The sequence below is a fragment of the Variovorax sp. LjRoot84 genome (assembly GCF_964254305.1).
Taxonomy (GTDB): Bacteria; Pseudomonadota; Gammaproteobacteria; order Burkholderiales; family Burkholderiaceae_C; genus Variovorax.
The window spans coordinates 73,022-97,591 of sequence record NZ_CAXUTE020000003.1; the positions used below are offsets into that span (position 1 = coordinate 73,022).

Annotated in this window: 24 protein-coding genes; 11 read left to right on the forward strand and 13 right to left on the reverse strand. The window is 63.6% G+C overall.

Going from position 1 to position 24,570, the window contains the following annotated elements:
- Positions 1-32: 32 nt before the first annotated feature.
- The 7 genes from ACSQ9I_RS38640 to acuR form a co-directional block, all read right to left on the reverse strand.
- Complete coding sequence (locus tag ACSQ9I_RS38640) at positions 33-1,160, reverse strand: CaiB/BaiF CoA transferase family protein (RefSeq protein ID WP_436317194.1); 1,128 nt, start codon at positions 1,158-1,160, stop codon at positions 33-35.
- 12 nt (positions 1,161-1,172) lie between these two features.
- A complete protein-coding gene (locus ACSQ9I_RS38645) occupies positions 1,173-2,363 on the reverse strand; it encodes an acyl-CoA dehydrogenase family protein (RefSeq protein ID WP_436317195.1) in 1,191 nt (396 codons plus the stop codon).
- The gene (locus ACSQ9I_RS38650; RefSeq protein WP_436317196.1) at positions 2,360-2,968 is read right to left on the reverse strand and encodes a 2-hydroxychromene-2-carboxylate isomerase; all 609 of its coding nucleotides are present in this window, start codon (positions 2,966-2,968) and stop codon (positions 2,360-2,362) included. The genes ACSQ9I_RS38645 and ACSQ9I_RS38650 overlap by 4 nt, the downstream gene beginning before the upstream one ends.
- A 104-nt stretch (positions 2,969-3,072) precedes the next feature.
- Positions 3,073-4,041, reverse strand: coding sequence for a Bug family tripartite tricarboxylate transporter substrate binding protein (locus ACSQ9I_RS38655; protein ID WP_436317197.1), 969 nt, complete (start codon positions 4,039-4,041; stop codon positions 3,073-3,075).
- A 44-nt stretch (positions 4,042-4,085) separates the two neighbouring features.
- Positions 4,086-5,726, reverse strand: coding sequence for a thiamine pyrophosphate-dependent enzyme (locus ACSQ9I_RS38660; protein WP_436317198.1), 1,641 nt, complete (start codon positions 5,724-5,726; stop codon positions 4,086-4,088).
- 10 nt (positions 5,727-5,736) lie between these two features.
- Positions 5,737-6,723 carry an acrylyl-CoA reductase (NADPH) gene (gene acuI / locus ACSQ9I_RS38665; RefSeq protein WP_436317199.1) on the reverse strand — a complete coding sequence of 329 codons (987 nt, stop codon included), beginning with the start codon at positions 6,721-6,723 and terminating at the stop codon, positions 5,737-5,739.
- A gap of 20 nt (positions 6,724-6,743) precedes the next feature.
- Positions 6,744-7,409 (reverse strand): acrylate utilization transcriptional regulator AcuR, encoded by a 666-nt coding sequence (gene acuR, locus ACSQ9I_RS38670; RefSeq protein WP_436317200.1) that lies wholly within the window; start codon positions 7,407-7,409, stop codon positions 6,744-6,746.
- Positions 7,410-7,684: 275 nt separating this feature from the next.
- Between acuR and ACSQ9I_RS38675 the strand changes: the two genes are divergently transcribed.
- From ACSQ9I_RS38675 to ACSQ9I_RS38690, 4 genes are read left to right on the forward strand one after another with little or no spacing between them, the layout of a single operon-like run.
- On the forward strand, positions 7,685-8,668 hold the full coding sequence (locus ACSQ9I_RS38675; protein WP_436317201.1) for a Bug family tripartite tricarboxylate transporter substrate binding protein: 984 nt from the start codon (positions 7,685-7,687) through the stop codon (positions 8,666-8,668).
- A 25-nt stretch (positions 8,669-8,693) separates the two neighbouring features.
- Positions 8,694-9,893, forward strand: a complete 1,200-nt coding sequence (locus tag ACSQ9I_RS38680; protein ID WP_436317202.1) for an acyl-CoA dehydrogenase family protein — start codon at positions 8,694-8,696, stop codon at positions 9,891-9,893.
- On the forward strand, positions 9,890-10,552 hold the full coding sequence (locus ACSQ9I_RS38685; RefSeq protein ID WP_436317203.1) for a CoA transferase subunit A: 663 nt from the start codon (positions 9,890-9,892) through the stop codon (positions 10,550-10,552). The genes ACSQ9I_RS38680 and ACSQ9I_RS38685 overlap by 4 nt, the downstream gene beginning before the upstream one ends.
- Positions 10,549-11,235 carry a 3-oxoacid CoA-transferase subunit B gene (locus ACSQ9I_RS38690; protein WP_436317204.1) on the forward strand — a complete coding sequence of 229 codons (687 nt, stop codon included), beginning with the start codon at positions 10,549-10,551 and terminating at the stop codon, positions 11,233-11,235. Before ACSQ9I_RS38685 ends, ACSQ9I_RS38690 begins: the two co-directional genes overlap by 4 nt.
- Before the next feature lie 72 nt (positions 11,236-11,307).
- On the opposite strand, the gene ACSQ9I_RS38695 is transcribed toward ACSQ9I_RS38690, so the two are convergent.
- Genes ACSQ9I_RS38695 through ACSQ9I_RS38705 form a run of 3 tightly spaced genes read right to left on the reverse strand, consistent with a single transcriptional unit; the run spans position 11,308 to position 13,461 of the window.
- On the reverse strand, positions 11,308-11,928 hold the full coding sequence (locus ACSQ9I_RS38695; RefSeq protein WP_436317205.1) for a helix-turn-helix domain-containing protein: 621 nt from the start codon (positions 11,926-11,928) through the stop codon (positions 11,308-11,310).
- 56 nt (positions 11,929-11,984) lie between these two features.
- The gene (locus ACSQ9I_RS38700; protein ID WP_436317206.1) at positions 11,985-12,935 is read right to left on the reverse strand and encodes a PDR/VanB family oxidoreductase; all 951 of its coding nucleotides are present in this window, start codon (positions 12,933-12,935) and stop codon (positions 11,985-11,987) included.
- Between the two features lies 1 nt (position 12,936).
- Positions 12,937-13,461, reverse strand: a complete 525-nt coding sequence (locus tag ACSQ9I_RS38705) for an MOSC domain-containing protein (RefSeq protein WP_436317207.1) — start codon at positions 13,459-13,461, stop codon at positions 12,937-12,939.
- A 500-nt stretch (positions 13,462-13,961) separates the two neighbouring features.
- Here ACSQ9I_RS38705 and ACSQ9I_RS38710 point away from each other — a divergent pair, with 500 nt between their 5' ends.
- A complete protein-coding gene (locus ACSQ9I_RS38710) occupies positions 13,962-14,120 on the forward strand; it encodes a hypothetical protein (protein ID WP_436317562.1) in 159 nt (52 codons plus the stop codon).
- 422 nt (positions 14,121-14,542) lie between these two features.
- On the opposite strand, the gene ACSQ9I_RS38715 is transcribed toward ACSQ9I_RS38710, so the two are convergent.
- Genes ACSQ9I_RS38715 through ACSQ9I_RS38725 form a run of 3 tightly spaced genes read right to left on the reverse strand, consistent with a single transcriptional unit; the run spans position 14,543 to position 16,686 of the window.
- The gene (locus ACSQ9I_RS38715; protein ID WP_436317551.1) at positions 14,543-14,821 is read right to left on the reverse strand and encodes a YciI family protein; all 279 of its coding nucleotides are present in this window, start codon (positions 14,819-14,821) and stop codon (positions 14,543-14,545) included.
- Positions 14,822-14,851: 30 nt separating this feature from the next.
- Positions 14,852-15,697: an isocitrate lyase/PEP mutase family protein gene (locus ACSQ9I_RS38720; RefSeq protein WP_436317208.1), complete on the reverse strand. Its 846-nt coding sequence runs from the start codon at positions 15,695-15,697 to the stop codon at positions 14,852-14,854.
- Positions 15,694-16,686, reverse strand: a complete 993-nt coding sequence (locus ACSQ9I_RS38725; protein ID WP_436317209.1) for a Bug family tripartite tricarboxylate transporter substrate binding protein — start codon at positions 16,684-16,686, stop codon at positions 15,694-15,696. The genes ACSQ9I_RS38720 and ACSQ9I_RS38725 overlap by 4 nt, the downstream gene beginning before the upstream one ends.
- 114 nt (positions 16,687-16,800) lie before the next feature.
- Here ACSQ9I_RS38725 and ACSQ9I_RS38730 point away from each other — a divergent pair, with 114 nt between their 5' ends.
- From ACSQ9I_RS38730 to ACSQ9I_RS38755, 6 genes are all read left to right on the forward strand, one after another.
- On the forward strand, positions 16,801-17,700 hold the full coding sequence (locus tag ACSQ9I_RS38730; RefSeq protein ID WP_436317210.1) for a LysR family transcriptional regulator: 900 nt from the start codon (positions 16,801-16,803) through the stop codon (positions 17,698-17,700).
- A 504-nt stretch (positions 17,701-18,204) separates the two neighbouring features.
- Positions 18,205-19,950 carry a caprolactamase subunit beta gene (capB, locus tag ACSQ9I_RS38735; RefSeq protein WP_436317211.1) on the forward strand — a complete coding sequence of 582 codons (1,746 nt, stop codon included), beginning with the start codon at positions 18,205-18,207 and terminating at the stop codon, positions 19,948-19,950.
- 83 nt (positions 19,951-20,033) lie between these two features.
- Positions 20,034-22,106 (forward strand): caprolactamase subunit alpha, encoded by a 2,073-nt coding sequence (gene capA, locus ACSQ9I_RS38740; protein WP_436317212.1) that lies wholly within the window; start codon positions 20,034-20,036, stop codon positions 22,104-22,106.
- A 2-nt stretch (positions 22,107-22,108) separates the two neighbouring features.
- Positions 22,109-22,900: an ABC transporter ATP-binding protein gene (locus ACSQ9I_RS38745; RefSeq protein ID WP_436317213.1), complete on the forward strand. Its 792-nt coding sequence runs from the start codon at positions 22,109-22,111 to the stop codon at positions 22,898-22,900.
- On the forward strand, positions 22,897-23,622 hold the full coding sequence (locus ACSQ9I_RS38750) for an ABC transporter ATP-binding protein (RefSeq protein ID WP_436317214.1): 726 nt from the start codon (positions 22,897-22,899) through the stop codon (positions 23,620-23,622). Before ACSQ9I_RS38745 ends, ACSQ9I_RS38750 begins: the two co-directional genes overlap by 4 nt.
- Positions 23,623-23,631: 9 nt before the next feature.
- Entirely contained in the window at positions 23,632-24,546 is a 915-nt protein-coding gene (locus ACSQ9I_RS38755) for a branched-chain amino acid ABC transporter permease (RefSeq protein WP_436317215.1), read from the forward strand.
- Positions 24,547-24,570: the final 24 nt, after the last annotated feature.

Consider the following 24,570-nt stretch of genomic DNA (forward strand, 5'->3'; position numbering starts at 1 on the left):
ATGCACCGCAGTGCATAGCAGCTATGAGCTGACTACTCGTCAACGCCAAATTGCCGGCACACGGCAACGGAGTCTTGTCCGATCTTCGGCGAATGGCATCGATCCGGTCGTGGCACATTGATGCCCGGTAAGCTTACGAGCGGCAGCTGGCCAAGGGCGCCGGCATTCGTCCAGTGATATGCCCCTGTCGCGAGAACCTGTTCATTGCGCAGCCACTCACCATAGGACTGCACACGCTCGACGAGCACTCCCACGTCCTGAAGTGCCTTGAGAAGAGCCGCGGTTGTCCAGGGTTGCGTCAACCGCGCCAGTACTTGCATGAGCACGGCCTCGTTTCGGACTCGGTCCTCGCCGGACTTGAAGCGCGTGTCGTCTGTCAGCTCCGCACGCCCGAGCACCTGACAGAGCAGGACATAGTGTTCTTCCTTCCGGCAGGAGACAGAAACACCTCCGTCGCAGGTTGGAAGGTATCCGACGGGCCCATAGAAGGACTTGGGTTCGCCTCCGCTGGCATGAAACTCCGCGATCTTCGCACCCTGAAATGCAGCGGCAGACTGCATGAGGCTGAGGTCCAGGTATCCCCCTTCGCCGGTTTGTTGCCGCGAAGCTAGCGCAGCCGTCAAAGCGGAGAACACATAGAGACCCGTAACAACGTCGGCGGCGACCATGCCTTGGCGCTGGGGCACGCCTTCGCTCGTGCGGTTCATCACCATCATCCCCGAGAAACCTTGGATAAGGGAATCCACAGTGCCGCGCTGGTTGTATGGGCCCATCTGTCCGAACCCAGAAACAGAAACATAGATCACGTCGGACCGGATCGCCTGCACAGCTTCATAGGAGAAGCCGAGGCGCGATATCACCCCGGGCCTGAAGCTCTCGATGAAGATGTCGCATTGGCTCGCAATCTTCGTCAGGATTTCTCGGCCAGACGCAGTTTTCAAGTCCAGCGCAATCGACTTCTTTCCAAGGTTGTAGTACCACGAATGCGCGCAGTGGTCCTCGCTTCGAGGGCCCAGCAGTCGCCCCCAGTCTCCTTCGGGAGGTTCCACCTTGACGACCTCCGCGCCATACTGTGCCAGCAACATTGTCGCGTGCGGTCCCGCGATTCCCTGGCTGAGATCACAGACGCGAATCCCCTCGAACGACTGACGCAGGTCCATCGCAGATCCCTTTCATGGATATCGCCGAACCAGGTGGCTGCCGATCCGTTCATTCAAGATTTCGGTCGTTCCATCCGCATAGCTCGCCATCTTGATCTCTGCCAGCTGCCGGTGCAGTCCATGCTCGCGCGACAGCGCATTTGCCCCCATGCTTTGCATGCAGCGCTCGATGCCTGAGACCGCCCTCGACGTTGCGAATTTCTTTGCGTGCGCGGCCGGGAGCTCAGCGCTCTCGCCGGCGCTTATCAGCCGTGCCGCGCGCAGCACGAGCGCATTGGCTGCCTCAAGCTCGTTCGCCACATCGGCGAGTTGCCAGCGCAATCCTTGATGCTCGAGGAGAGGTTTGCCGAACACGGTCCTGCGCTGCCCATAGCCCACTGCCACCTCCAGTGCACGCTCGAGACTGGCCGTCGCCATGGCGGCAACATGCACCCTGGCCCCGTTGATGGCTGCCATTGAACGCTTGAATCCCTCCCCTGTTCGCTCCAGAAGATGGTCTTCCGGAACGAAGGCGTCATTGAACCTCAGGCCTCCGACACCACTCGCTGTGCCCGCGTCCAGCGGATGAGCGCCCAATCTTTCCGCGCCTCGCTCCCACAAGGGCACCAGGAACCGTCCAATGCCCTTCGTCCCGGCACCGGTCTGCGCACCAACCACGGCAAGATCAGAAATCGTCGCGTTGGTGATCCAGGCCTTTTCGCCGTTGAGGAGCCAACCACCCGAGACCTTCTTCGCGATGGTTTTCATCGCGGCCAGGTCGCTGCCGCCGCCGCGCTCAGTAAGTGCAATACAGGCGACCAGCTTCCCGGACAGCAGATCGCCCAGATAGCGTTCTCTCAACTGCGCCGAAGCCTGGGTCGCCATCATCTGGACCATGCTGTGCGAATTGTTCAGGCTGAACGCCGCGGCAAAAGCCGAGCGTGCCAACACCTGCACGACCCGAATCTTTGCCAAGTAGGAGGCCCCTTGGCCACCAAGCTCGCGTGGGGTCTGCAGTCCCTGAAGGCCGAGCGCTGCCCAGGATTGAACGAGCTCTTTGGGAAGTGCGCTCCCAGTCCGATGGGCACGCTCTGCGAAGGGAATCAACTCGGAATCACAGAAGGCCTGCGCCTTTCGGACGAGACCTGCTTCCTCTGGTGTCAGGAGGGCATCCCATTCGTCATAGATGCTCGACGCGTGGCTTGCCTCCGAGATGGCGCTCATGATCCAAGGGCCTTGGAGATGGTCCTGTCCAGCATGTCGAGTCGATCCTGGCCCCAGAAGGCTTCGCCGCGGAAGAAGTAGAAAGGAGCTCCGAAGACGCCACGCTCTATGGCTTCATTCGTGTACTTCATGTAGGTCAGTTCGGTACGAGGATCCTGAGCCGCCTTCAGAATCTTCGTCCCGTCGAGTCCCATCTCGTCGCCAATCGACACCAGCGTGGCCGGGTCCTCAGCGTCGCGGTCTTCGACCCAGATCGCCCGCATGATGGCTTGGCTCAGGTCCGCGACTTCGTGCCCCAGCTCTTCCGCTGCTATCACGAACCATGACGGCAGATGCCCCGTGACGCAAAAATACTTTGGTTCGAGGTTGATCGGCATGCCGAGAATCTCGCGAAATCGCTTCATCTCCAGAAGGCGATAGTTCTTCCGTTCCGCCGAGCGGTACGGAAGCTTTATGCCGCCCGTGCGCGCATAGACAGTCGCGAGATCCACCGGACGGTGGTTGACCTTCAGGCCATGACGCTCACCCATGGCTTTCAGGCGTGGCCCCCCGAAGTAGGCCCAGTCCGAATGAATCCAGTAAAAGGCGTCGATCGAATCGGTCATCTACCATTCTCCTAATCGATTGTTTGTTGCTTTCAATCTCAGGCCGACAAAGGCTTCTGCGGATCACCGGACTGGCTTGCCGACGCCCAGCCGATCGCATTTCCTTACTCATCGGGCTTCAAGATGCCCTTCTGTACCAGATGCTCGGCATCGCGGTAGTCTGCCCGCGCTCGATCCGTGAACCCCTTCTGGTCGGTCGCCAGCACAACGAACGTCGATGCTTCGAGTTGCTTCCTGACTGCGTCGCTCATCATCACTTTGTGTACTGCAGTCTGAAGACGGCCGAATACCTCGCTGGACAAACCTTTGGGTGCCACGATGCCGACCCAAGCGGTCGACTCGAAACCGGGCACGGTGCTGTTCATGGTTGGAACACCGGGCAGCGCGGCCAGGGACTTCGCCGCTCCGACCGCCACCGCGTTGACCTTCTTCGATTGAATCAGCGGCAGGGCCGCCGTGACCGACACGAGAGCCATGTCAATTTGCCCACCCACCAGCGCCTGCAGGGCGGGGGCCACTCCCGGGAACGGAACGTAAGTCACCTTGGTGCCCATTGCCTGGTGAAGCAGCTCAGGCTTCAGGACGCTTGCTGCCCCGGGCCCGGTAATGGCCTGGTTGAGTGCCCCAGGCCTTGCTTTCAACGCCGTGATCAGCTTGGGCAGCGTATCAAGGCCAGACTGCGTGGACGTCGTCAGTACGAGGGGGGAGTAGCCCAGCAGCGAGATGTAGTCGAACGATTTGAAGGCATCCCACTTGAAGTTTTTATAGAAGAGATTCGTCGTCGCGTGCGTTTCGTAGACAAGCGACAACGCGTATCCGTCAGCCTTGGCGCGAGACATCTCGTTGGCGGCTATGTTCCCGCCGGCTCCCGCCTTGTTCTCGATGACGATCGGCTGGCCAAGCTCCTGGCCCAGTGGAACGCTGACGACACGGGCCACGAAATCGACAGGGCCACCCGGCGGATAGGGCACGACGAGCCGGATGGGGGCGTTCGGAAAGTCACTTGCCTGCGCGGCGCCCAAAGCGAAGAGCACGAAAAGGCCGGTGACCGCACTTGACGACTTCATTGACATCTTCTTCTCCTGGGGGCTTGCTTTACAAGACGCCGCACGGGCGCTCAATTCCACTTGAGGGAGCGTTCAACCGACATGTCTGGATCGCTGCATACCTCGATCAGTACCGGTCCCTTGACGCTCATGGCTTGCTCGACGATGCCTGCGGCATCCCCGGAGTGCTCGATCCTGAATCCACGGGCTCCGAATGCCTCGGCAAGCTTCGCGAAGCCGGGATTCGCCAGATCGGTGCCGCTGATGCGATTCGGGAAGTGCCGCTGCTGATGGGTACGGATCGTTCCGTACGACCCGTTGTTGGACACCACCACGCGCAGGTTCAGCTTCCTGTCGACCGCGGTAATGAGTTCATTGCCATTCATGAGGAATCCTCCGTCGCCGACGAAGGCGAGGACTTCTCGGCCCGGATAGCGCAAGCCAGCCGCCACCCCCGCAGGGACACCCGTCCCCATGGCTCCGCAAGCCGAGCCGAGCAACCGGTTTGCTGGCGTCATCTTGAAGATGCGGTGAACCCAGGATGCGAAGTTCCCGGAATCGGTCGTCAGGATCGCATCGCTCTGGGTCAGCCGCGCAAGCGCCATGATCGTGTGGCCCATGACGTCATTCGCCACCACGTTCTCCGGCTGCCACCCGTGCGCACGGTCAGCAGCCTCCCGCACGCGCTGTAGCCATTGGCTGGATGCCGATGCCGAGCCACCATGGCGCAGTGCAGCGCGCACGAAGCCATGCGCCGTCGAGACGATCGGCAGTTCTGTCGGGAAGTGTCGACCGATCGTGGACGGATCGGGATACACATGAACGAGCTTCTGCGGATTGGCACCTTGCCGCGGAAAGGCGAATCCCAGAGACGACACATCGCCCATGCGACTGCCGATCGCGACAAGCAGGTCAGCTTTGCTGAAGAGCGCCGTATGGGCCGGCGAGGTGAAGAAGCTCAGCTGACCAATCCAGTGAGGATCTGTATTCGAGAACTGGTCCTGGTTCTTGTTGGTGAGGGCGATGGGAATGCTCCACCGGCCGACGAGCTCCTGGAGGTCGCTGCGGAAATCCTGGGTCCGGCACTCCCCGCCCACGATCAGGATCGGGCGCCTGGCCTTGGAAAGCAGATCGTGCACGCGCGCCGCGTCCTCCACATTCGCCTCCGAAAGCGCCAGGCCATGGACCCGCGCGGGCTGCCGGTCGACCAGCTCAGTCAAGACGTCCTCGGGCAACTCCACCGCGACTGGTCCGGGGGTTCCCGACGCAGCTGCAGCAAAGGCTCGGGCCATTACTTCGCCGGCGCCGGCCGCCCTGTCGATACGCCCCGACCATTTCAGCAAGCCAGAGAAAGCCTTCGAGGAGTCGATTTCTTGAACGGCACCCCTGCCCAGGTTTGGCGTTTCGACCTGGCCGATCAGGAGGATCAGTGGAACCGCTTCTTCGGCCGCAACGTGCACTCCGATCGCGGCATTGAACGCGCCGGGCCCCCTGCTTACCATGACGATGCCGGCGCGGCCGGTCAGCTTGGCGTCGGCGATTGCGGCCAGGGCAGCAGACCCTTCGTGGCGGCATGTCACCAGATCGAAGTCGCGCCGCGCGTGAAGCGCGTCAAGGAGTGCCAGAAAACTCTCACCGGGAACGCTGAATGCACGGTCCGCACCATGCGCGACCATGCTGTCAACCATTGCCTCGGCAACTCGATACGTCATGACTGCCCTTTCACGACGCGTTCACGTTGACAACCAGACGGCCTCGGATCTCGCCCCGCATGAGTCTTGCGGCAGCGTCAATCGCCTGCGCCAGTGGGATCTCGCCCGCAATGTCTTCCAGGATCGGGCCATGCAGGTCCCGGGCCAGCCGTTCCCAGGCTGCGATGCGATCTGCCCTTGGACGCATCACGCTATCGACACCGATCAGGCTTACACCGCGGAGGATGAAAGGCGCGACGGAGGCAGGCAGATCAAGACCCTGAGCCATGCCGCATGCAGCGACCACTCCGTTGTATCGAAGTTGCGCGCAAACATTGGCCAGCGTGTGGCTGCCAACAGAGTCCACGGCAGCGATCCAGCGCTCTTTCTGCAGCGGCTTGCCCGGTCCGCTCAACTCGCTGCGATCGATCAGGTCGCTTGCGCCAAGGCGCCGCAGATAGTCGGACTCATTGAGCCGCCCCGTGGCCGCGGTGACCTTGTATCCAAGGTTGGCCAGGAGGGCGACCGCAACGCTTCCTACGCCACCATTCGCACCCGTTACGAGCACCGGCCCATCCGCCGCCTTTAGCCCATGCCACTCCAAGGCCATCACGCACAGCATCGCGGTATACCCCGCAGTACCGATCGCCATGGCGTCCCTGGCGCTGAAACGCTTCGGGAGGGGAATCAACCAGTCGCCCTTTACGCGCGCTCGCTGAGCGAGGCCGCCCCAGTGCGTCTCGCCAACTCCCCAGCCGTTGAGTACCACCGGATCGCCAGGCTTGAATTCGGGATGGTCGCTCTGCTCCACCACCCCTGCAAAGTCGATGCCCGGCACCATGGGAAAGCTCCGGACAACAGGGCCCTTTCCGGTGATCGCCAACCCGTCCTTGTAGTTCAGCGTGCTGTATTCGATCCGGACAGTGACGTCGCCTGCAGGCAGGCGGCTCTCCTCAATTTCACCCAGTGAGGCGCGGTAGCCTTCCGCGTCCTTTTCAACAACGATGCCTTTGAACATGTTTTCGTTCCAACAAGAGATTAGTGATCCGCTTCATTGCGGGGCGAGGCCTGAGCGCGTACACCCAGGCTAGACAAAAATGCTTCGATGAACGTCACCAGGGGGCGGTCCGACTGAACAAGCCTGGCCCGAAGCACCGCCCCTTCCCACGCGATCCAGAAGAATTCCGCGAGCTGCTCGACGTTCAACGTTCCGGGGATAGCCCCTGCGGCCTGCGCCTCCTTGAGGCAGCGCGCCACCCGCTCCTGCCAACCGACAAGAATGGCGTCGAGGCGTTCGCGAAAATCCGGAGGAAGGGCACCCAGCTCCTGACTCAGGTTGCCGACCAGACATCCTCGCGTGAAGCGGTGTTTGCGCATGCCTCTGGATGCATCGGCGATGAAGTCGGCAAGTCGATCAAGCGGTGCGCGTTCCTGGTTCAACAACCACCGATCGAGCTTTTGCTTGAAGTAGTCGTCATAGGCGTCCATCACTGCCGCTCCGAACGCATCCTTGTTCGCGAAGTAGTGATAGAACGAGCCCTTTGGCACAGTCGCCCGCTTCAGCACGGCATCCAGGCCCGTCGAACTGAAACCCTGCTCGGTGAGCAGCTCCATCCCGCATCGGATCAGCACATCGCGCGTCGCCGCATATGCCGGAGACGGTCGCCGTCCGCGCGCCACGGCCACCTTAGGTTTTTCGTTCATTCGGCAATTCTAGACCGATCGATTAGGAAGTATCCACCGTTTTTTCCAGGCGGGCGCACATCCCTCAAGAATTGCACCAACATGCGCCCATACACGCCCTGACACTGTGCAGGTTGCGTTCGTCGCAGAGAAACGGGCGTGAGGATCCATGATTTCGCCAGTTTCATCCTGGGCCCGACTCTTGCTCGCAAATCCTAGGACGTGTCCTTATTGACACAAAGTGTCCTTGACCGCAATACTTCCATCACCTCCTCACCTTTGCAGAAGGAAGCCCCATGAAGCTCAACTCAATCAGAAAATGGCTTGTCGCCACCAGCGTCGCCTGCCTGGCTATCGCACCGGCGCTGGCGGACGAGCCGTATCCGTCGAAGCCGATCAAGCTCGTTGCGGGTTTCCCGCCCGGTGGGCCCACGGACATCATTGCCCGCGTCATCGCACAAGCACTGGGCAAGGAACTCAATGGCACGATCGTCATTGACAACCGCGCCGGCGCCGGCGGTGTCATCGGCGCCGACGCTGTAGCCAAGTCGAAGCCGGACGGCTATACCCTGCTCGTTGCGGTGGAGTCCTCGCAGACGCGCGGTCAAGCTCTGAACCCGACGCTTTCCTATGACCAGCTTAAGGACTTCGCCTATATCAGGAATGTCGCCAAGCAGCGCAATCTCGTCGTTGTGAATCCCGACGTGCCGGTCAACAGCATCAAGGAACTCATCGCCTTCGCCAAGGCGAACCCCGGCAAGCTGAACTTCGGGGGCACTTTCGGCGCTACGTCGCATATCGGCGGAACGCTTTTCGACGCGCGCAATGGCACGCAGCTTACCTTTGTGAACTACAAGGGCGGTGCGCAGCCCATCACCGACCTCATGGCCGGCGTGGTACAGGTCGGCTTCTTCACCGAGGCGACAGTCGCCCAGCACATCCGCGCCGGAAAGATCAAGGCGCTTGCGGTCGCCGCGCCGGAGCGCTCGCCCGCATTCCCGGATCTTCCGACACTGCAGGAAGCCGGAAGCAAGCCCATAGACCTTTCCCCTTGGTTCGGCATTGCGGCCCCTGCTGGCACGCCGAGCGCAATCATCCAGAAGATAGCGATGGCACTGGACAAGGTGGTGACGAGTCCCGACTTCCTGGCGCAGCTGGAGACGCTCGGCGCCGTTCCGGTGAAGGAGTCGACACCTGATCTGTACACCAGGCAGGTGGCCAAGGAGATCGTGTTCTGGAACGATTGGTCGAAATCTTTGAAGACTCCCTTGGCCCGCTGAGCGACTAACAGAGCAGTCGATTCCGATGAACTTCTACGACCTCTACGACGAGAGACTATCCGCGGCGGAGCGAGCGCTCGTGGAGGCCGCAAGCGACTTCTGCCGCGGTGAGTTCAGCGCTCACCTCCTGGAGTCCCACACGCAGGGTCGCGCCTACGATGTCTCATGGATCGACAGGTGGGCAAAGGAAGGGTTCCTGGGACTTCAAGCGCCAAGGGAACTCGGCGGCCACGATGTTTCATTTCTCTGCAAGATCCGCGTTGCGCAAACGATGGCGGAACATGGGTTTGCCGCTGCCTTCGCCATCAACAATCTGCAGGGTTCCGTGACACGCGTTGCGCGCCACGGCTCCGAGAAGCAACGTGCTGAGTTCCTCGACGGCATGCTGAGCGGGCGAATGCTGTGCGCCGCCGCCATGTCGGAGCCCGACGGCGGAAGCGATCTGGCTGCACTGAAGACAAGGGCACGGCGCGTGGACGGCGGGTGGCTGATCAGTGGCACGAAGTCGTGGGTCACCAACGGTTTGATCATCCAGTGCGCGAACCTGCTTGCGAGAGTTGATCCTGTCGGCGAGGAAGCCGGCGATATTGCCTCTTTTCTGGTTCCGCTGGCCGACGGACCGACGCTTCGCAGGGAAGAGCTTGTCATGCCGGGTGCCCGATCCTTCCGGCTGGCGTCCCTGATCTTCCAGGATCATTTCGTTCCCGACTGGTGTCTCTTCAACCCGCCGGGGCAGGCGTTCAGGTCTTCCATGGCATCTGTCAACGCAGCACGCGTTCACGTCGCGGCGATGTGCGTGGCGTCTGCCAGGGCAGCCTTGGCAGAAGCGGTTGGCTACGCGGAAACAAGGCAAGCCTTCGGCAAGCCGCTGCTCAGGCACCAGGGCTTCGGATGGGAACTCGCAGAAGTCTCCCTGCGCCTGGAGGCAGCCAATGCGCTCGTCCTGCGCGCAGCGATCGCCGTGCAAACAGGAATGGCGGCGCTGACGCTGGCCGCACAGGCGAAGAAGTTCGCAGTCGACATCGCTGCCTGGGGGCTCGACCAGTGCCAACGTGCGATGGGCGCTACCGGGGCGAGCGCCGACCATCGCCTCGCCATGCTGTCGAGCGAAACACGACTGGCAGCATTCGGCGACGGGACCAGCCAGATGCTGCTTGACCGAATAGCCAAGGGCTTGGCAAAGGAATACGGGCCTTCGCCCGTGCAAAAGGAATTTCATCCATGAGAAATGTGGTCGTCAAGGATGCGAACGCCGCCGTCGGTGGTTTGCGCGACGGAGACACGGTGATGGTTGGTGGCTTCGGCGGCGCCGGGGTTCCGCGCGGAATGATCAAGGCCGTCCTGGACCTGGGGGTGCGCGAACTGACCGTCATCTCCAACAACGCAGGCTCGGGTGGCCAAGACCTCTCGCTATGGTTCGGTGCGCGCATCGTCCGGAAGATCGTCTGCTCCTATCCGCGAAGTGCGGATGTGTTCGCTGATCAATACCGAGCCGGCGAGGTGGAACTCGAGTTGGTTCCACAGGGCACGCTGGTCGAACGTATCAGGGCCGGGGGCGCGGGCCTTGGCGGATTCCTGACTCCTACGGGCGTCGGCACCGTGTTCGAAAAGGGCAAACAAAAGATCGTGGTCGATGGCCGTGAGTTCCTTCTGGAGACGCCGTTGCGCGCTCAGTTCTCGCTGCTGAAGGGCCGACAAGCCGATGTCCTCGGCAACTTGAACTACAACAAGACGGCACGAAATCACTCGGTCGTGATGGCTACCGCCGGTGAGGTGGTCGCGGTGGAGGTCGACGAACTCCTGGATCCTGGTGAACTCGACCCCGAGGGCATCGTTACCCCCTGCATCTTTGTCGACCGCGTATTCCTCTCGAGGCAAGCATGAACTCGTTATCCAGAATGGAACTCGCACGCCTGGTTGCGAACCACCTTCCCAAAGAAGGTTTCGTCAACCTCGGGATCGGAGCGCCGACAAGTGTCGCGGACTACCTTCCTTCCGATACCTCGGTCATGCTTCACAGCGAGAACGGCATCCTCAACGTCGGGCCCAAGCCGGCCGACGGGAACGAGGACCTGGACCTGATCAATGCCGGGAAGATGCCCGTCACGCTCGCCCGTGGCGGATCCTTCTTCGACTCGAGCTTGTCGTTCTCGATGATGCGCGGAGGGCACCTCGACATCGCCATCCTGGGTGCGTTCCAGGTTTCCCAGAACGGCGACTTGGCCAACTGGACCACTGGCGATCTACGCGGTGCCCCTCCAGCAATCGGTGGCGCCATCGATCTCGCAGTGGGAGCGAAGCAGATATGGGTGATGATGGAGCACACCACCCGCGACGCCCAGCCGCGCCTGGTCGAGCGTTGCACCTTGCCGCTCACGGCGGTGGGGGTTGTGGCCAAGGTATTCACGAACTTGGCGATCATGGACGTCACCAGCGATGGATTCGTCGTGCAGGCGCTTTTTCAGGGCGCATCACTTGAATCCGTGCAGCAACTCACCGGAGCAGCGTTGAAGTCGGCGCCAACGCTGAAGCGATTCTCCTCGGACGGGGTGCTGACCGCCGCCTAGTTGAGGCCGCGAATCAGGGATGGAGTCGGGACAACGTCCAGCAGTCCCGAGCGAACCGTGCCTCTTCCAAACCTATGTAGTGGCGGCAATCACGACAAGCGCCGAGGCCGGCTCGTCAGTGAGCGCGGTCAACTTGTGTGGAATCGTGGAATCGAACTGCACGCAGTCGCCGGGCTCCAGGCGCTCCTTGCGTGCCCCGATTTGCATCTCGATGTGGCCGGTCAGAACAAAGAGGATCTCTTCGCCTTCATGGTGACTCATGATCCGACCGCGCTTCTGGATTTTCCCTGGCCTCACGATGAATGCCCGCATCACGCGATCGTTGCGAAGGCCCGCAACCAGCGACAGATGCGTAGTCGGATCTCCGGCAATGGTCCCATTACCGCGGACAATCGAAACGACGTCCTCCTCCGGCTGTTGCCCAAAGAGCCGGTCCACCGTCACACCCAGCGCCTTCGCGATATTGAGTGCGGACTCGATCGATGGCGTGGACACGCCTCGCTCGATCTTGGATAAATAGCTGCGCGTCAGCCCTGAATCTCGAGCCAGATTCTCTAACGTCAGTCCGCTTTGGACGCGCAGGTACTTGAGATGTAGTGCCAAGGCCTTGAACGGGTAACCCGGCAGCCCGATCTGCTGCCCGAGCCCCGCTGAAAATTGCTGGGGGGCTCGATTCTGGCACGAGTGTGTCATCCATCGTCCCGACCAAGATTGGCCGCGGCATGCGTGCTGCTTTCCAGAACCACGGCCTATAGATCGAGTATCAGGCGCGGCCCTGCGCACTGCGCAACGCACACGATCACTTCATGCGCGCGCTCCTGAGGACTCAGGACCCGGTCGTGATGGATCGGCGGCCCCTCGATCCAGCGCGTACGGCATGCACCGCAGATGCCACCGGCGCACGACACCGAGATATCAGCGTTCATCGCTTCCAAGGTGGCCAGAAGGCCCATCTCAGGCCGGACCTCCATCTCACGTCCGCTCTTGGCCAGCACCACACTGTAGGGTTGTGCGTTCAGGGTGGGAACTAACTTCGGCGCGGTGAATCGCTCCACATGCTTTCGGCTTTCGGGCCATTCAGCGACAGCGGACTCGAATGCATCGAGCATCCCCGTGGGCCCGCAGCAAAATGCCTTCGCATCTTGACCAAAGGCTCCCAAGAGGGATTTGATGTCGGGCGGACTTACCTCGAGCGTGTTGTACAGATGGACACGTCCGCCCTTGACCGCTGGCTCCAGCATATCGATCAGGCTCGGATGGCCCATGCTTGCCCAGTGCAGCTCGTAGTTTGTCTTTCCTTCACGCTCCAACGCCAGAATCGCGGAAACGAACGGCGTCACGCCTATTCCGCCTGCGACAAAGATGTTCATCCCGGTGGGCGAGAGCTCCAACCCACTTCGAGGCACGGAAACACCGATGACTTCGCCGGCACGAAGCTCGTCGTGTATGTGGCGGGACCCGCCACGCCCCTCCTCCTCACGCTTGACCGCAATAACGTATCTCCTGCAGTCGGCGGGGTCATTGCACAACGAGTAGGTGCGTACGAGCCCATTGGCCAAATGGAGATCAATGTGCGCTCCGGGCCTGAAGGCAGGCAAGCGCCAACCGTCCTGGTCAGCCAGTACCAACCGCTTGACCCCCGGCAGAGGCTCATCGATTTCTCGAACAACAGCTTGAAGATGTTTGATCGCCTTCGGCATATCACGCCCCGTGGACAGCGTCGCCCACGTGGATGACACCGCCCTTCAGAATTCGGCAGTTGAGCCCTGATCTGTTGATCAATGGATCGAACACTGCCTTCCCGAGGATCTCCTCGATGTGACGGCACGGCGTGGACAGCCGGGTGGCCTCAAGAAGAGTTTCCCCAACCCAGAACCGGCGGCCGACGAGGTGATTGAGCGGCACACCTTGTACCGTCACGTTTCTTCGGTGCTCCTCGGGCAGCATCTGGATTTTTGCATCGCATGCCAGGGCTTCCAGAGTCTCGATCTCGAACAGCGTAATCTGGCGCCCCTCCTCCGGCTTGTGGGAGTAGAAGCCGGACTCCCGGCCGATCATGTACCGGTCTCCCTCGATGCCCTTGCCGGCAACGAGCGTCAACTCGTCGAACGACTCCATGGGAAGGAAGGCTCGAGGCGTGATGTGCAGATGTCGAACGACCCCCGTCCAAGCAGGAACGACTTCCCGATCCCCGAGCTGCGGTTGGTGGGCTGCTGCATTGGGCATGTAAACGCTCCTTGATAACGGTCGATCCACCGGTCTGATAAAGGAACGCCATTATAGGACACTTTGTGTCCTATGGAACACTCCAAGCGCCGTGAGGACTGGCCCCGAAACGAGAGATCGCCGCCCGTACCTATGGCAGGTTGGCGACGGCGGCGCGTCATATTTCTTCGTCATTCGCGCCTTGCCTGGTAAGGGGACAGCGAACACACGTTGATGCTGATATGAGTCGGCGTTGTAGGAGGCTCGTGTCCGCATAAGTTAGGCGGACAGATGGACACTTACGGAATGGATTTGATGGGCCGGCGTCGTCGGCGTCGGCACAGCTCGGAGTTCAAGGCAGCGGTGATCCAGGAGTGCATGCGCCCCGGTGTGTCGATGGCGGCGGTGGCACTGGCGCATAGCTTGAACGCGAACATGCTGCGCAAATGGGTGATCGACGGATCGACGCGGAGAGCGCGTTGCCGCCGAAACCCAAGGCCGCGCCGGCGCAAGAAGCGCCCATGCCCGGCCCTACATTCGTGCCGCTGGCGCTGCCGGCGCCGACCATCGAGGGGGACATCCGCATCGAGCTCCAGCGTAGCGGCACGACGGTCACTCTCGTCTGGCCAGCGAGTGCCGCTCGGGATTGCACGGCCTGGCTGCGCGACTGGCTTCGATGATTCGCGTGGAGGCGGTGTGGCTGTGCACCGAGCCGATGGACATGCGCGTCGGCACTGACACGACCCTCGCTCGGGTCGTCAAGGTCTTCGGCGCCGCGTGACCCCACCACGCGTACGTCTTCGCGCGACATCGGCATGAAGGAGGACGATCTCGACCGTGCGGCAGACATCGTAGTGAGCAATCCGTACTGGAACCCCCGAGACGCAGGCTTGGCACAGCGAGGTGAGATCAGGCAACTCCTGCAGAGCGCCTTCGATGGCATCCGACCTGAGTAGGCTCTTACCTGTAAGCCCGTTGCTCCAACAATGGCGATGCCTTGCCGTACTCCCACAGCGTGCGCAGTGCGAGATCTGCGTTCCGATTAGTCACATTGTTTTGGAGATAGTTCTGTCTCCGTTCGCACTGTTGGTCTAGCCGAGGTCTAGCCGACACGTTTGACATAAGCAGTGATGGTCGCCTCCTGCCAGACACCGGCGGTGAAGAAAGGGTCGTGGGTATGGAAGGATTCCGCGGCCGCGCGATCGACCACGTCGACAACGAACAGTGATCCTTTCATGGTCTGCCCGTCGTCTTCCACCAGCGGCCCGGACACCAAGGTCTTCACGCCCTCGCCCTCCATGGCGGCGAGATAGACCTTGTGGGCGTCGTAGTTCGCCAGCCGCACCGGCAGCGCACCTGGCCGGTCGAGCGCATGGATCACGAACAGCAAATGCGCTCCCCCGCTTCTTCCTCAAACATAGCGGTCCTCGATCCGGGACCACTTGGGCAGGCCTACCAGGTTCTTGTACTCCTCGAAGCTCACGCCGGAACCGGTCAGCCGCAGCTCGCCGCTTGCGATGTCGGCCAGCGTCTCGCGCATTGTGCGCGTGATGCACATCAGCAGCGAGATGCCGTAGATGACGATGCGGAATCCGAGCTGCTCGAGTTCAGCCGGGCGCAGGATGGGGGTGCGGCCGCCTTCCAGCATGTTGGCCAGCAGCGGGACGTCGAAGGCACGCCCGATGCGCTCCAACTCTTCGACGCTCATTGGCGCTTCGATGAACAGGCCATCGGCCCCCGCGCGCAGGTACTGCTCGCCGCGGCGCAGCGCTTCGTCGAGGTCATGCACCTCGCGGGCATCGGTTCGCGCGATCAGGAAGGTGTCCGGGTGCAGGCGCTCGCCGGCCGCGGCGCGGATCTTTGCGCACATCTCCTGCGCAGAGACGAGCGACTTGCCCGCGATGTGCCCGCAGCGCTTGGGGCTCACCTGGTCTTCGAAGAACAGGGCCTGTGCGCCCAGGCGCTCCAGGGTGTGCACCGTGTGCACCACGTTCTTGACGTCGCCGTAGCCATTGTCGGCGTCAAGAAGCACCGGCAGATCGGTGACCTCCAGGATGTCGCGGTAGGCCTCGGCGAAATCGCGCAGCCCGGCCAGGCCGATGTCGGGCCAGCCATAGCGGACCCCGGCGACCGGGAATCCGCCGATGAAGAAGGCCTTGAAGCCAGCCTCGCGGATCAGCAGCGCCGAAAGCGCATCATGCGCGCCCGGCAAGACGAGCGGGCGTTCGCTCGCGACGAGTTCACGGAATCGATTCATTCGAATTTCACTCCTGCTTTCTGGATCACCTCGCCCCATTTCACGCGGTCCTCACGCATCTGCCGGGCCATGTCCTCCGGCGTGCCCGGCGAAGGCTCTACGCCCTGCGCCGCCAAGCGCTCCTGCATGTCCGGAGCCTGCAAGGCGCGCTGCAGCTCAGCATGCAGCCGGGCGACGATCTCGCGTGGCGTGCCGGCCGGAACAGCCAAGCCGAACCACGTGACTCCTTCGAATCCGGGCAGCCCGGCCTCCGCGAGAGTGGGCAGCTCCGGCGCGAGCGCCGAACGCGACGAGCCGGTGACGGCCAGGGCCTTCAGCTTGCCCGCGCGCGCCTGCGGCAACGTCCAGACGATCGAGTCGAACTGGAACTGCACCTGGCCGGACGCAAGGTCCGTCAGCGCCTGCACGCCCGTCTTGTAAGGCACGTGCACCGCCTCGATCCCGGCACGGGTCTTGAACAACTCGCCAACCAGGTGCGTGATCGAACCGTTGCCGCTCGAGGCGAAGCTGAGGGCGCCAGGTCGGCTGCGCGCCAGTGTGATCAGGTCCTGTACGCTGCGCACCGGCACGCTGGGGCTGATGACCAGCACATTGGGCGCGCGCGCCACCATCCCCAAGGAAGCCAGCGCCGTCGCGGGATCGAAGGACAGACGTGGATTGGCCAAGGGCAGCAGCGCGTGCGTGCTGGTCGTCGCGAGCAGCAGCGCATAGCCGTCTGGGGCTGCCTTCGCCACCTGCTCGGTCGCGATCGCACCGGCGGCGCCAGGTCGGGTGTCCACGATGACGGGCTGCCCGAGCCCCGTGGACATCTTCTCGGCGAGCAGACGGGCAATGGCGTCCGTGGAGCCGCCGGGCGCGAACGGCACGACCAGCTTCAGCGCCCGCGCCGGAAAAGCTTGCGCCAACGCCGGCAACGCGCCGGTGGCGAGCAGGCCGGCGGCTGACGTGATCAATTGCCGGCGCCGCTTGCCGGCCACGTGAAGCGTCATGGGTGTCTCCTCTTCTTGTCAGAACGCGTGCTACCTTAGCGAGCGGCTCCATGCCTGGGAAATGCTGATTTCGGATGGCGCTGGCATGCACAAAATGAATGGATCAGCGAAACCATGAACCTGCGCCGGATCGACCTAAACCTGCTCGTTGTCTTCGAGGCGGTCGTCGCGGAGGGCAGCGTGTCGCGGGCTGCACGGCGCCTGCATCTGAGCCAGCCCGCGCTGAGCCATGCGCTCGCGCGGCTGCGCGAAGCGTTCGGCGATCCCATCCTCGTGCGGCACGGAAGGCGAATGGAGCCCACACCGTCTGCGCTGGCCGCACTGCCCGAGCTGCGCTCGCTGCTGGCCCAGGCGAGCCGATTGTTCGCGCACGGCGGCCGCTTCGACCCGACCCGCACAGAACGCACGGTGCACCTGGGCGTCTCGGACTACGCGACCGTCGCCATCCTGCCGGCGGTGTTCGCACGCATCCGGCGGGAGGCACCGGCCCTGCGTCTGCACCTGCATCACGCCGGACGCTCCGATGCGCCTGCGATGCTGCGTTCAGGACAGCTGGACCTCGCGCTGGGCGTGTTCAACACGCTCACCGCGGACCTCGCGTGCATGCCGATGTTGGAGGAGCCTTATCTTTGCATGGTGGGCGCAGGGATGCGTCCGCCGCGCTCGGAACAGGAGTATCTGGACGCCGAGCACCTGAACGTGCTGGTCAGCGGGGATGCACTGGGACTCATCGACGAGGCGCTCGCGCGACGGGGCCTGGCCCGTCGCATTGCCCTCACCGTGCCTCACTTCGCCGCCGTGCCCGCGCTGCTCGCCGGAACCGGCCTGGTCTACACGGGCCCCGCAGGTCTGTCTCGCCAGCCCGCCCTCGCACGCGCGCTACGCCTTGCCCCGGCGCCGCTGGAACTTCCCCCATTCCGGACGCAATTGGCCTGGTCACTTCGCACCGAGCAGGACGAATCCCTCCAATGGCTGCGAACCTGCTTCAACGAAGCCATTCCGGCACGCGCATAGACGCTGCTGTGTGCACATGCGCTGAGCGCGTCATTCGCACGCTCGTTGCAGCGAGTCCATCAGCCCTCTCATGCTGACCCTGCATCCATTGCTCGCTTCTTGAGAGCACAGTGCCGGCGCTACGGATGACGTTCCCTCTTCATCGGGCCACCCAGGTAGACGAACGGATCGAACGAAGGTGTCTTCAATGGCCACCAGCGCGGGCAGGCGGCATAGCTGATGGCGACGACTTCCGCCAGCCCGGCTGCGATGTCGTGGCGGCCTTGCCCAGGTGGACGACATAGGAGCAGCCACCCACCTCGGTTCCCATCGACGTTTGGTGTAGGGCTCGGAGCACGGCATCCGGGGACTTACCCGAATCTGCACCCACGCACAAAGGCTTGTGCACTCAGCAACAAGAAGACGCGGGCGCCGACGCCTAAATTTGCAGCCATCGACGCAGCGAACATCGCAGCGCAAAGACCAGGCCCAGCCCCCGAGCCATTTCAGGAGATTCACGTGGACATGCGAATTCGAAAAGTCGATCCGATCACCCTCGCCGTCGTGCGAGGCGCGCTGGAGACCACCCAGCGCGAAATGACACTGACCCTCGAGAAGACGGCGCGCTCCAGCGTCTTCAATGTGGCGCACGACTACAGCAATGCGCTGTTCAACCACCGCGCCGAGATGATCCTGCAGGGGCAGGACATTCCGATCCACCTCGGCGGCTTGATGCCGGCCATGAAGGCGGTCTCCGCCTACTTCGGCGACGACATCCACGAGGGCGACGTGATCTATCACAACGATCCCGTGATGATGGGTAGTCACATCCTCGACTGCTGCATGTACAAGCCGGTCTTCTACCAGGGCGAACTGGTCTTCTGGAGCGTCTGCAAAGGCCATGTCACCGACATCGGCGGCCCGGTACCCGCGGGCTACAACCCCGACGCCAGGGAGATCTATGCCGAGGGGCTGCGCATCCCTCCGGTCAAGCTGTGGGAGAAGGGCCGGCCGCGCAACGATGTAATCAACTTCCTGCTGTCCAACGTGCGCTCGCGCCGCGATTGGGAGGGTGACCTGAAGGCGCAGTTCGGCGCGGTGTCCATCGGCGAGCGCAACCTGATCGCGTTGCTCGACAGGTACGGAGTCAGGGAAGTGCAGGCCTGCATCGACGTACTGCTCGACATGGCCGAGCGCTCCATGCGCGAACTGATCGCGTCCGTGCCTGATGGCAGCTACGAGGCCAGCGCGGTGTTGGAGGATGCAGGCCACGGCCTGGGAGAGCTGTGCATCAAGGCGACCGTGAAGATCGAGGGCGACAACTGCCACATCCGCATCGAAAGCCCGCCGCAGGTGCCCTATTTCATCAACAGCTATGAGGGCAACTCGCACTCCGGCGTGTATCTCGGCGTCATGATGTTCGCCAAGGTGGCACCCCCCTACAACGAAGGCCTGTACCGCTGTATCAAGCTTGACCTCGGGCCCAAGGGCACGCTGTGCAACGCCGCCGAGCCGGCGCCCCACGTGAACTGCACGACCACGCCGATGGAGACTTTGGCCGATGCGGTGCGCCTTGCCCTGGAGAAGGCGTTGCCTGAGCGCGCGGTAGGGTCCTGGTGCCACTCCAGCGGCATCAACATCGCTGGTCGCGACACGCGCAACAACGAGGAATACGTGACCATGGTCCTGGCTTCGCTGATCGGGGGGGCGGGCGCCACCGCGCATCTGGACGGCTGGAACTCGGTGGGCCCGCAATGCTGCTTCGGGGCGCTGACTTCCGGCGACATCGAAGTGCTCGAGCATTCATATCCGATTCAGATCCACCGCTACGGCCTCGTCACCGACAGCGGCGGCGCTGGCAAGAACCGCGGCGGTTGCGCCACCGCGTGGGAGGTCGAGCCAATCGACCACGAGATGACCGTGATCAGCTTCGGCGAAGGCCGTCACTATCCGGCGCTCGGCGCCGAGGGTGCGCAGAGCGCACGCCCGACCCTCAAGCTCGGCCGCGTCGAGCGCAAGGAGGGCGACGAGGTCGTCGAGGTGATGCGCAAGAACGCCATCCTCACGATCCGGCCGGGCCAGCGCGTCTCCACCGTGAACCCCGGGGGCGGTGGCTGGGGCAAGGCCCTGGAACGCGACGTCGACAAGGTGGTCCACGACGTGCGCAACGGCTACGTCTCGACGGCCGCCGCTGAGGAGGAGTACGGCGTGATCGTCGACACCGCCACCTGGACCGGCAGGCCGGCCCCCGCGCGCCAGGCGCAGTACTGAAGCCCTCGTCTTCTGTCCGATCCGCGGCGCCCACGGCGCCTCGGCCTGGCGAAGTGCACCCCCCAACCTCGAGAGACCAAACCATGAACTATCGACTTGGCGTCGATGCCGGCGGCACCTTCACCGATTTCGTGCTGGCCGACCGCGAAGGCAATATCCACCTGTTCAAGGCCACTTCGACACCCGAAGATGGCACCCGGGCGATCGCCGAGGGCTTCGCGCAGATCGCCGAGAAGCTGGGCATACCCATGTCCGACATCTTGGGGCAGACCGAGTTGTGCGTGAACGGCACCACCGTCGGCCTGAACGCCCTGATCCAGCACAAGGGCGTCAAGACCGGTCTGATCTGCACCGCCGGCCACGAGGACTCGCTGGAGATCCGCCTCGGTCACAAGGAGGAGGGCTATCGTTACGACGATGCGTATCCGCCCGCGCAGATCTTGGTCGATCGCCATCTGCGCGCACCTGTGCGCGAGCGCGTGCTCGGCGACGGCAGTGTGCGTACGCCGCTGAATGAGCAGGATGTTTACGATGCCTGCGAGCTGTTCAGGCGTGAAGGCGTGCAGGCGGTGGCGGTTTCGTTCCTGTGGAGCGTGGCCAACGACCGGCACGAGCGTCGCGCGGCGGAAATCGTGCGCGAGATGCTGCCCGATACGTACGTGTCCGTCGGCGTCGAGGTGTTTCCGCAGATGCGCGAGTACACGCGCACCTCGACCGCGGTGGTGAACGCCTACCTGGGCCCGGTGCTCAACGCCTATGTCACCCGCATTGACAAGTTCTTCCAGGACCAGGGCACGCGCATCCCGGTGCGCTACTTCCAGTCCAACGGTGGCATGGCCTCGCGCGGCGCAATGGTGTCGCGCGCCGTCAACGCCATCAATTCCGGGCCGGCCTCGGCACCGATGGCCGGACGGCATGTCGCTCAGCCGCTGGGCTTCGAGAACTTCATTACCGTCGACATGGGCGGCACTTCCTTCGACATCACGCTGACCCATCAGGGCAAGACCAACGTCACCAAGGACCACGACTTCCTGCGCTACCGCATCGGCACGCCGATGATCCAGGTAGAGACCCTGGGTGCCGGCGGCGGCTCGATCGGCTGGTTAGACGGCATGGGCGTGCTCAACGTGGGCCCGCAATCGGCGGGCGCGACCCCGGGTCCGGCCTGCTACATGCGCGGCGGCACCCTGCCCACCGTGACCGACTCGAACGTCGCGCTCGGCTACCTCAATCCCGAGTCGCTGCTGGGCGGTCGATTGGCGATCGACGCCGCGGCCTCGCGCAAAGCGATCACGACGCACCTGGCCGAGCCCTTGGGCATCACGGTCGAGAAGGCTGCATTCGGCATCTTCAGCATCGTCAATAACAACATGGTCAACGGCATCCGCCGCGTATCGATCGAGCGCGGCTACGACCCGCGCGACTTCGCACTCATCGGCGCCGGCGGCGCGACCGCGCTGCATATCACCGCGCTGGCCCGGGAGATCGGCATCCGCACGGTACTGGTGCCCAAGTTGGCATCGGGCCTCTGCGCCTTCGGCCAGATCCTGTCCGACGTGAAATACAACTACATGGCGGCGACGCCGATGCGGCTCGACGAGCGTGCCGAGCTAGCCCGGCTGGAACAGCGCTTTGTCGAATTGGAGCGCGAAGGAACGGCTGCGTTACGCTCCGAGGGCATCACGCGCGACCGCATCGCTTTCAAGCGCAGCATCGACATGCGCTACGTCGGGCAGGTGCATGAATGCTCGGTCGACATCGGCGACATCGCGGTCAGCGCAGCCACCATCGATTCGATCAAGAGTGCCTTCCACCAGCTTCACAAGCAGCTGTTCACCTACGACGAGCCCGACAGCCTGGTTGAGATCGTCAACATCGAGACGACGGTCTTCGGCAAGACCGAGCCGTTGAGCCCCGCGCAACTGCCCAAGGGCGGGAATGCCGCCGGGGCCGTCAGGACACGCCGGCGGATGATCTTCGCTGCCGACGCGGCGCCGGTCGAGACGCCCGTCTACGACGGGACCCGCCTCGGCGCCGAGGATGTCATCGACGGGCCGTCGGTGATCGAGGAACCGACGACGACGATCGTCGTGCAGCCGGGTTGGCAGGCACGCCTGGACGCGGCCGGCTGCTACGTCATCAGTGCGCGGAATTAAGCATGGCTGCCATGCCCGCCATGCCCGCCGGGCTGCAAGCCTGCGGCGTTAGCGTCGCCTTCGACGGGCTGCGCGCCCTGAGCCAGGTCGACCTCTGCGTTCCGCCGGCGACGATCATCGGCCTCATCGGTCCCAACGGTGCCGGCAAGACGACGCTGGTCAATGTGCTGAGCGGGTTCCAGCCGCCCACGAGCGGCGAGGTCCGGCTCGACGGCGCATCGTTCGCGGGTGTCGGCGCGGTCGGCTTTCGCCGCCGAGGCGTCGCGCGCACCTTCCAGGGCGGCAGGCTGTTCCGCGATCTCAGCGTGCTCGACAACCTCGAAGTCAGCGGCCTCGGACTCGGTGACTCGCGCCGTTCGGCGCGGGCCGAAGCGCTTGCGCTGCTCGACTGGATGGGCCTCGGCGGCCTGGCTGGTCGGCAGGCAGGCGCATTGACCTATACCGACGAACGCCGGGTCGCGATCGCGCGCGCCATCATGGGCCGGCCGCGCTACCTGCTGCTGGACGAACCAGCCGCCGGCATGAGCGAGCACGAGGCCGGCGAGCTGCGCGAACTCATCGCTCGGGTGGTGTGCGAACTGGGCTGCGGCGTGCTTCTGATCGAACACAACGTCCGCATGGTGCTCGCGACTTGTAGCCGAGTCGTGGTGCTCGATTCCGGCGCGGTCATCGAGTCCGGCGAGCCTGAGCTCGTCCACCGCAGCGATCGAGTGCGCCGTGCCTACATGGGCACGGCGGCCGACATCCCTGCCGGCGCCGGAAGCATCGAGCTCGACGAGGGGGCGACGGCATGACGCCTCTGCTGGAAATACGCGACCTGCGGGTACGCTACGGTGGCATCGCCGCACTGCGCGGCCTCGATCTCGTGCTCGAGGCCGGCGAGACACTGACGATCACCGGGCCCAACGGCGCCGGCAAATCGACGCTGATGAAGGCGATGGCCGGACTGGTCAAGCTGGAGGCGGGGCGCATTGCGTTGGATGGCCATCCGGTCAGCGGGCGCGCGCCGGAGGCAATCGCCGCGCTGGGCTTGTCGATGGTGCCTGAAGGACGCCAGGTGTTCGGCGCCATGACGGTGCTGGAAAACCTGCGGGTGGGCACTGGCATGCGGCGCGACAAGCCCGCGGTGGCAGCCGACCTCGACTATGTGATGGACCTCTTTCCGATGCTGCGCGATCGCGCTGGCACGCAGGCCGGCCTGCTGTCCGGCGGCCAGCAGCAGATGCTGGTGATCGCCCGCGGCCTTATGGCCGGGCCCAAGCTGCTGGCGATCGACGAGCCTTCGCTCGGCCTCGCGCCGAACGTGACCGACCAAGTCTACGCGGCGCTGATGCGGCTGCGGCGCGAACGCCGGCTCGGCCTGCTCATCGTCGAGCAGAGCTCGACCCGCGCCGTCATGACCGGTGGCCGAATGGTCATGTTGCGCGAGGGCCGCGCCGTGCTCGAAGGCGACCCGAGATCGCTTTCGGCCGAGGCGATGCAGCAAGCCTATTTCGGCCTTGCGGCCGCGGCCTGAGGAGAGGCGATGAGCACCCTGATGCAATACATGTTCGACGCCCTCAGCACGGGCAGCCTCTACGCGCTGGGGGCCCTCGGCATCGCGCTGATCTTCGGCGTGATGCGGCTGGTCAACTTCGCGCACGGCGACGTCATCACCTTCTCCGTGTTCGTGCTGGTGATGCCGACCACCGAGGCGGTGGCCCCGCTGCTGGTCGGCGCCTGGCCGACGGCGCTGCTGGTGACCAGCGTGATCGGTACCGGCGCCCTCCTGGCGGTCCTGTGCGAGCTGCTCGTGTTTCGCCACCTGCGGCGCGCGGCGCCCGCGGCAACCATGGTCACCTCGTTCGCGCTCGGCTTCGTCATCCAGAACGTCCTGCTGGTGCTGCACAGCAGCCGGCCGAAGTCGGTCAACCTGTGGCCTGCGCTGAACCTGCCGGTCGAGCTATTCGGTGCGCGCGTTCCAGCGCTGCAGCTGCTCACGGTGGGCATCGCGGTCATGCTGCTGCTCGGCCTGGCCTGGACGCTCAGGCGCACGCGCATCGGCCTGGAGATGCGCGCCGCCGCGGAGGATTTCAACATGGCGCGCGGCCTGGGCGTTCGCGCCAACCGTGTGATCCTGGTTGCCTTCGCGATGAGCGGCGCACTGGCCGCGCTGATCGGATTGCTGATGGTCAATCAGACCGGCCTGGTCGACATCCGCATGGGTGCGCCAATGATGCTGATCGCTTTTGTCGCCACCGTGATCGGCGGGCTGGGAAGCCTGCTGGGCGCGGTGCTCGGCGGCCTGCTGATCGGCGTCGCCAGCACGCTACTGCAGGCGGGACTGCCGCTGGACGCGAGGCCCTTCCGCGACGCCTTCGTCTACCTGGCAGTGATCGCGCTGCTGCTGTGGCGGCCCCACGGCCTGTTCGTCACCGGCGCGGCGCGCCAGCGCATCTGAGCCCCGTCATACGAAAGCCTGTCA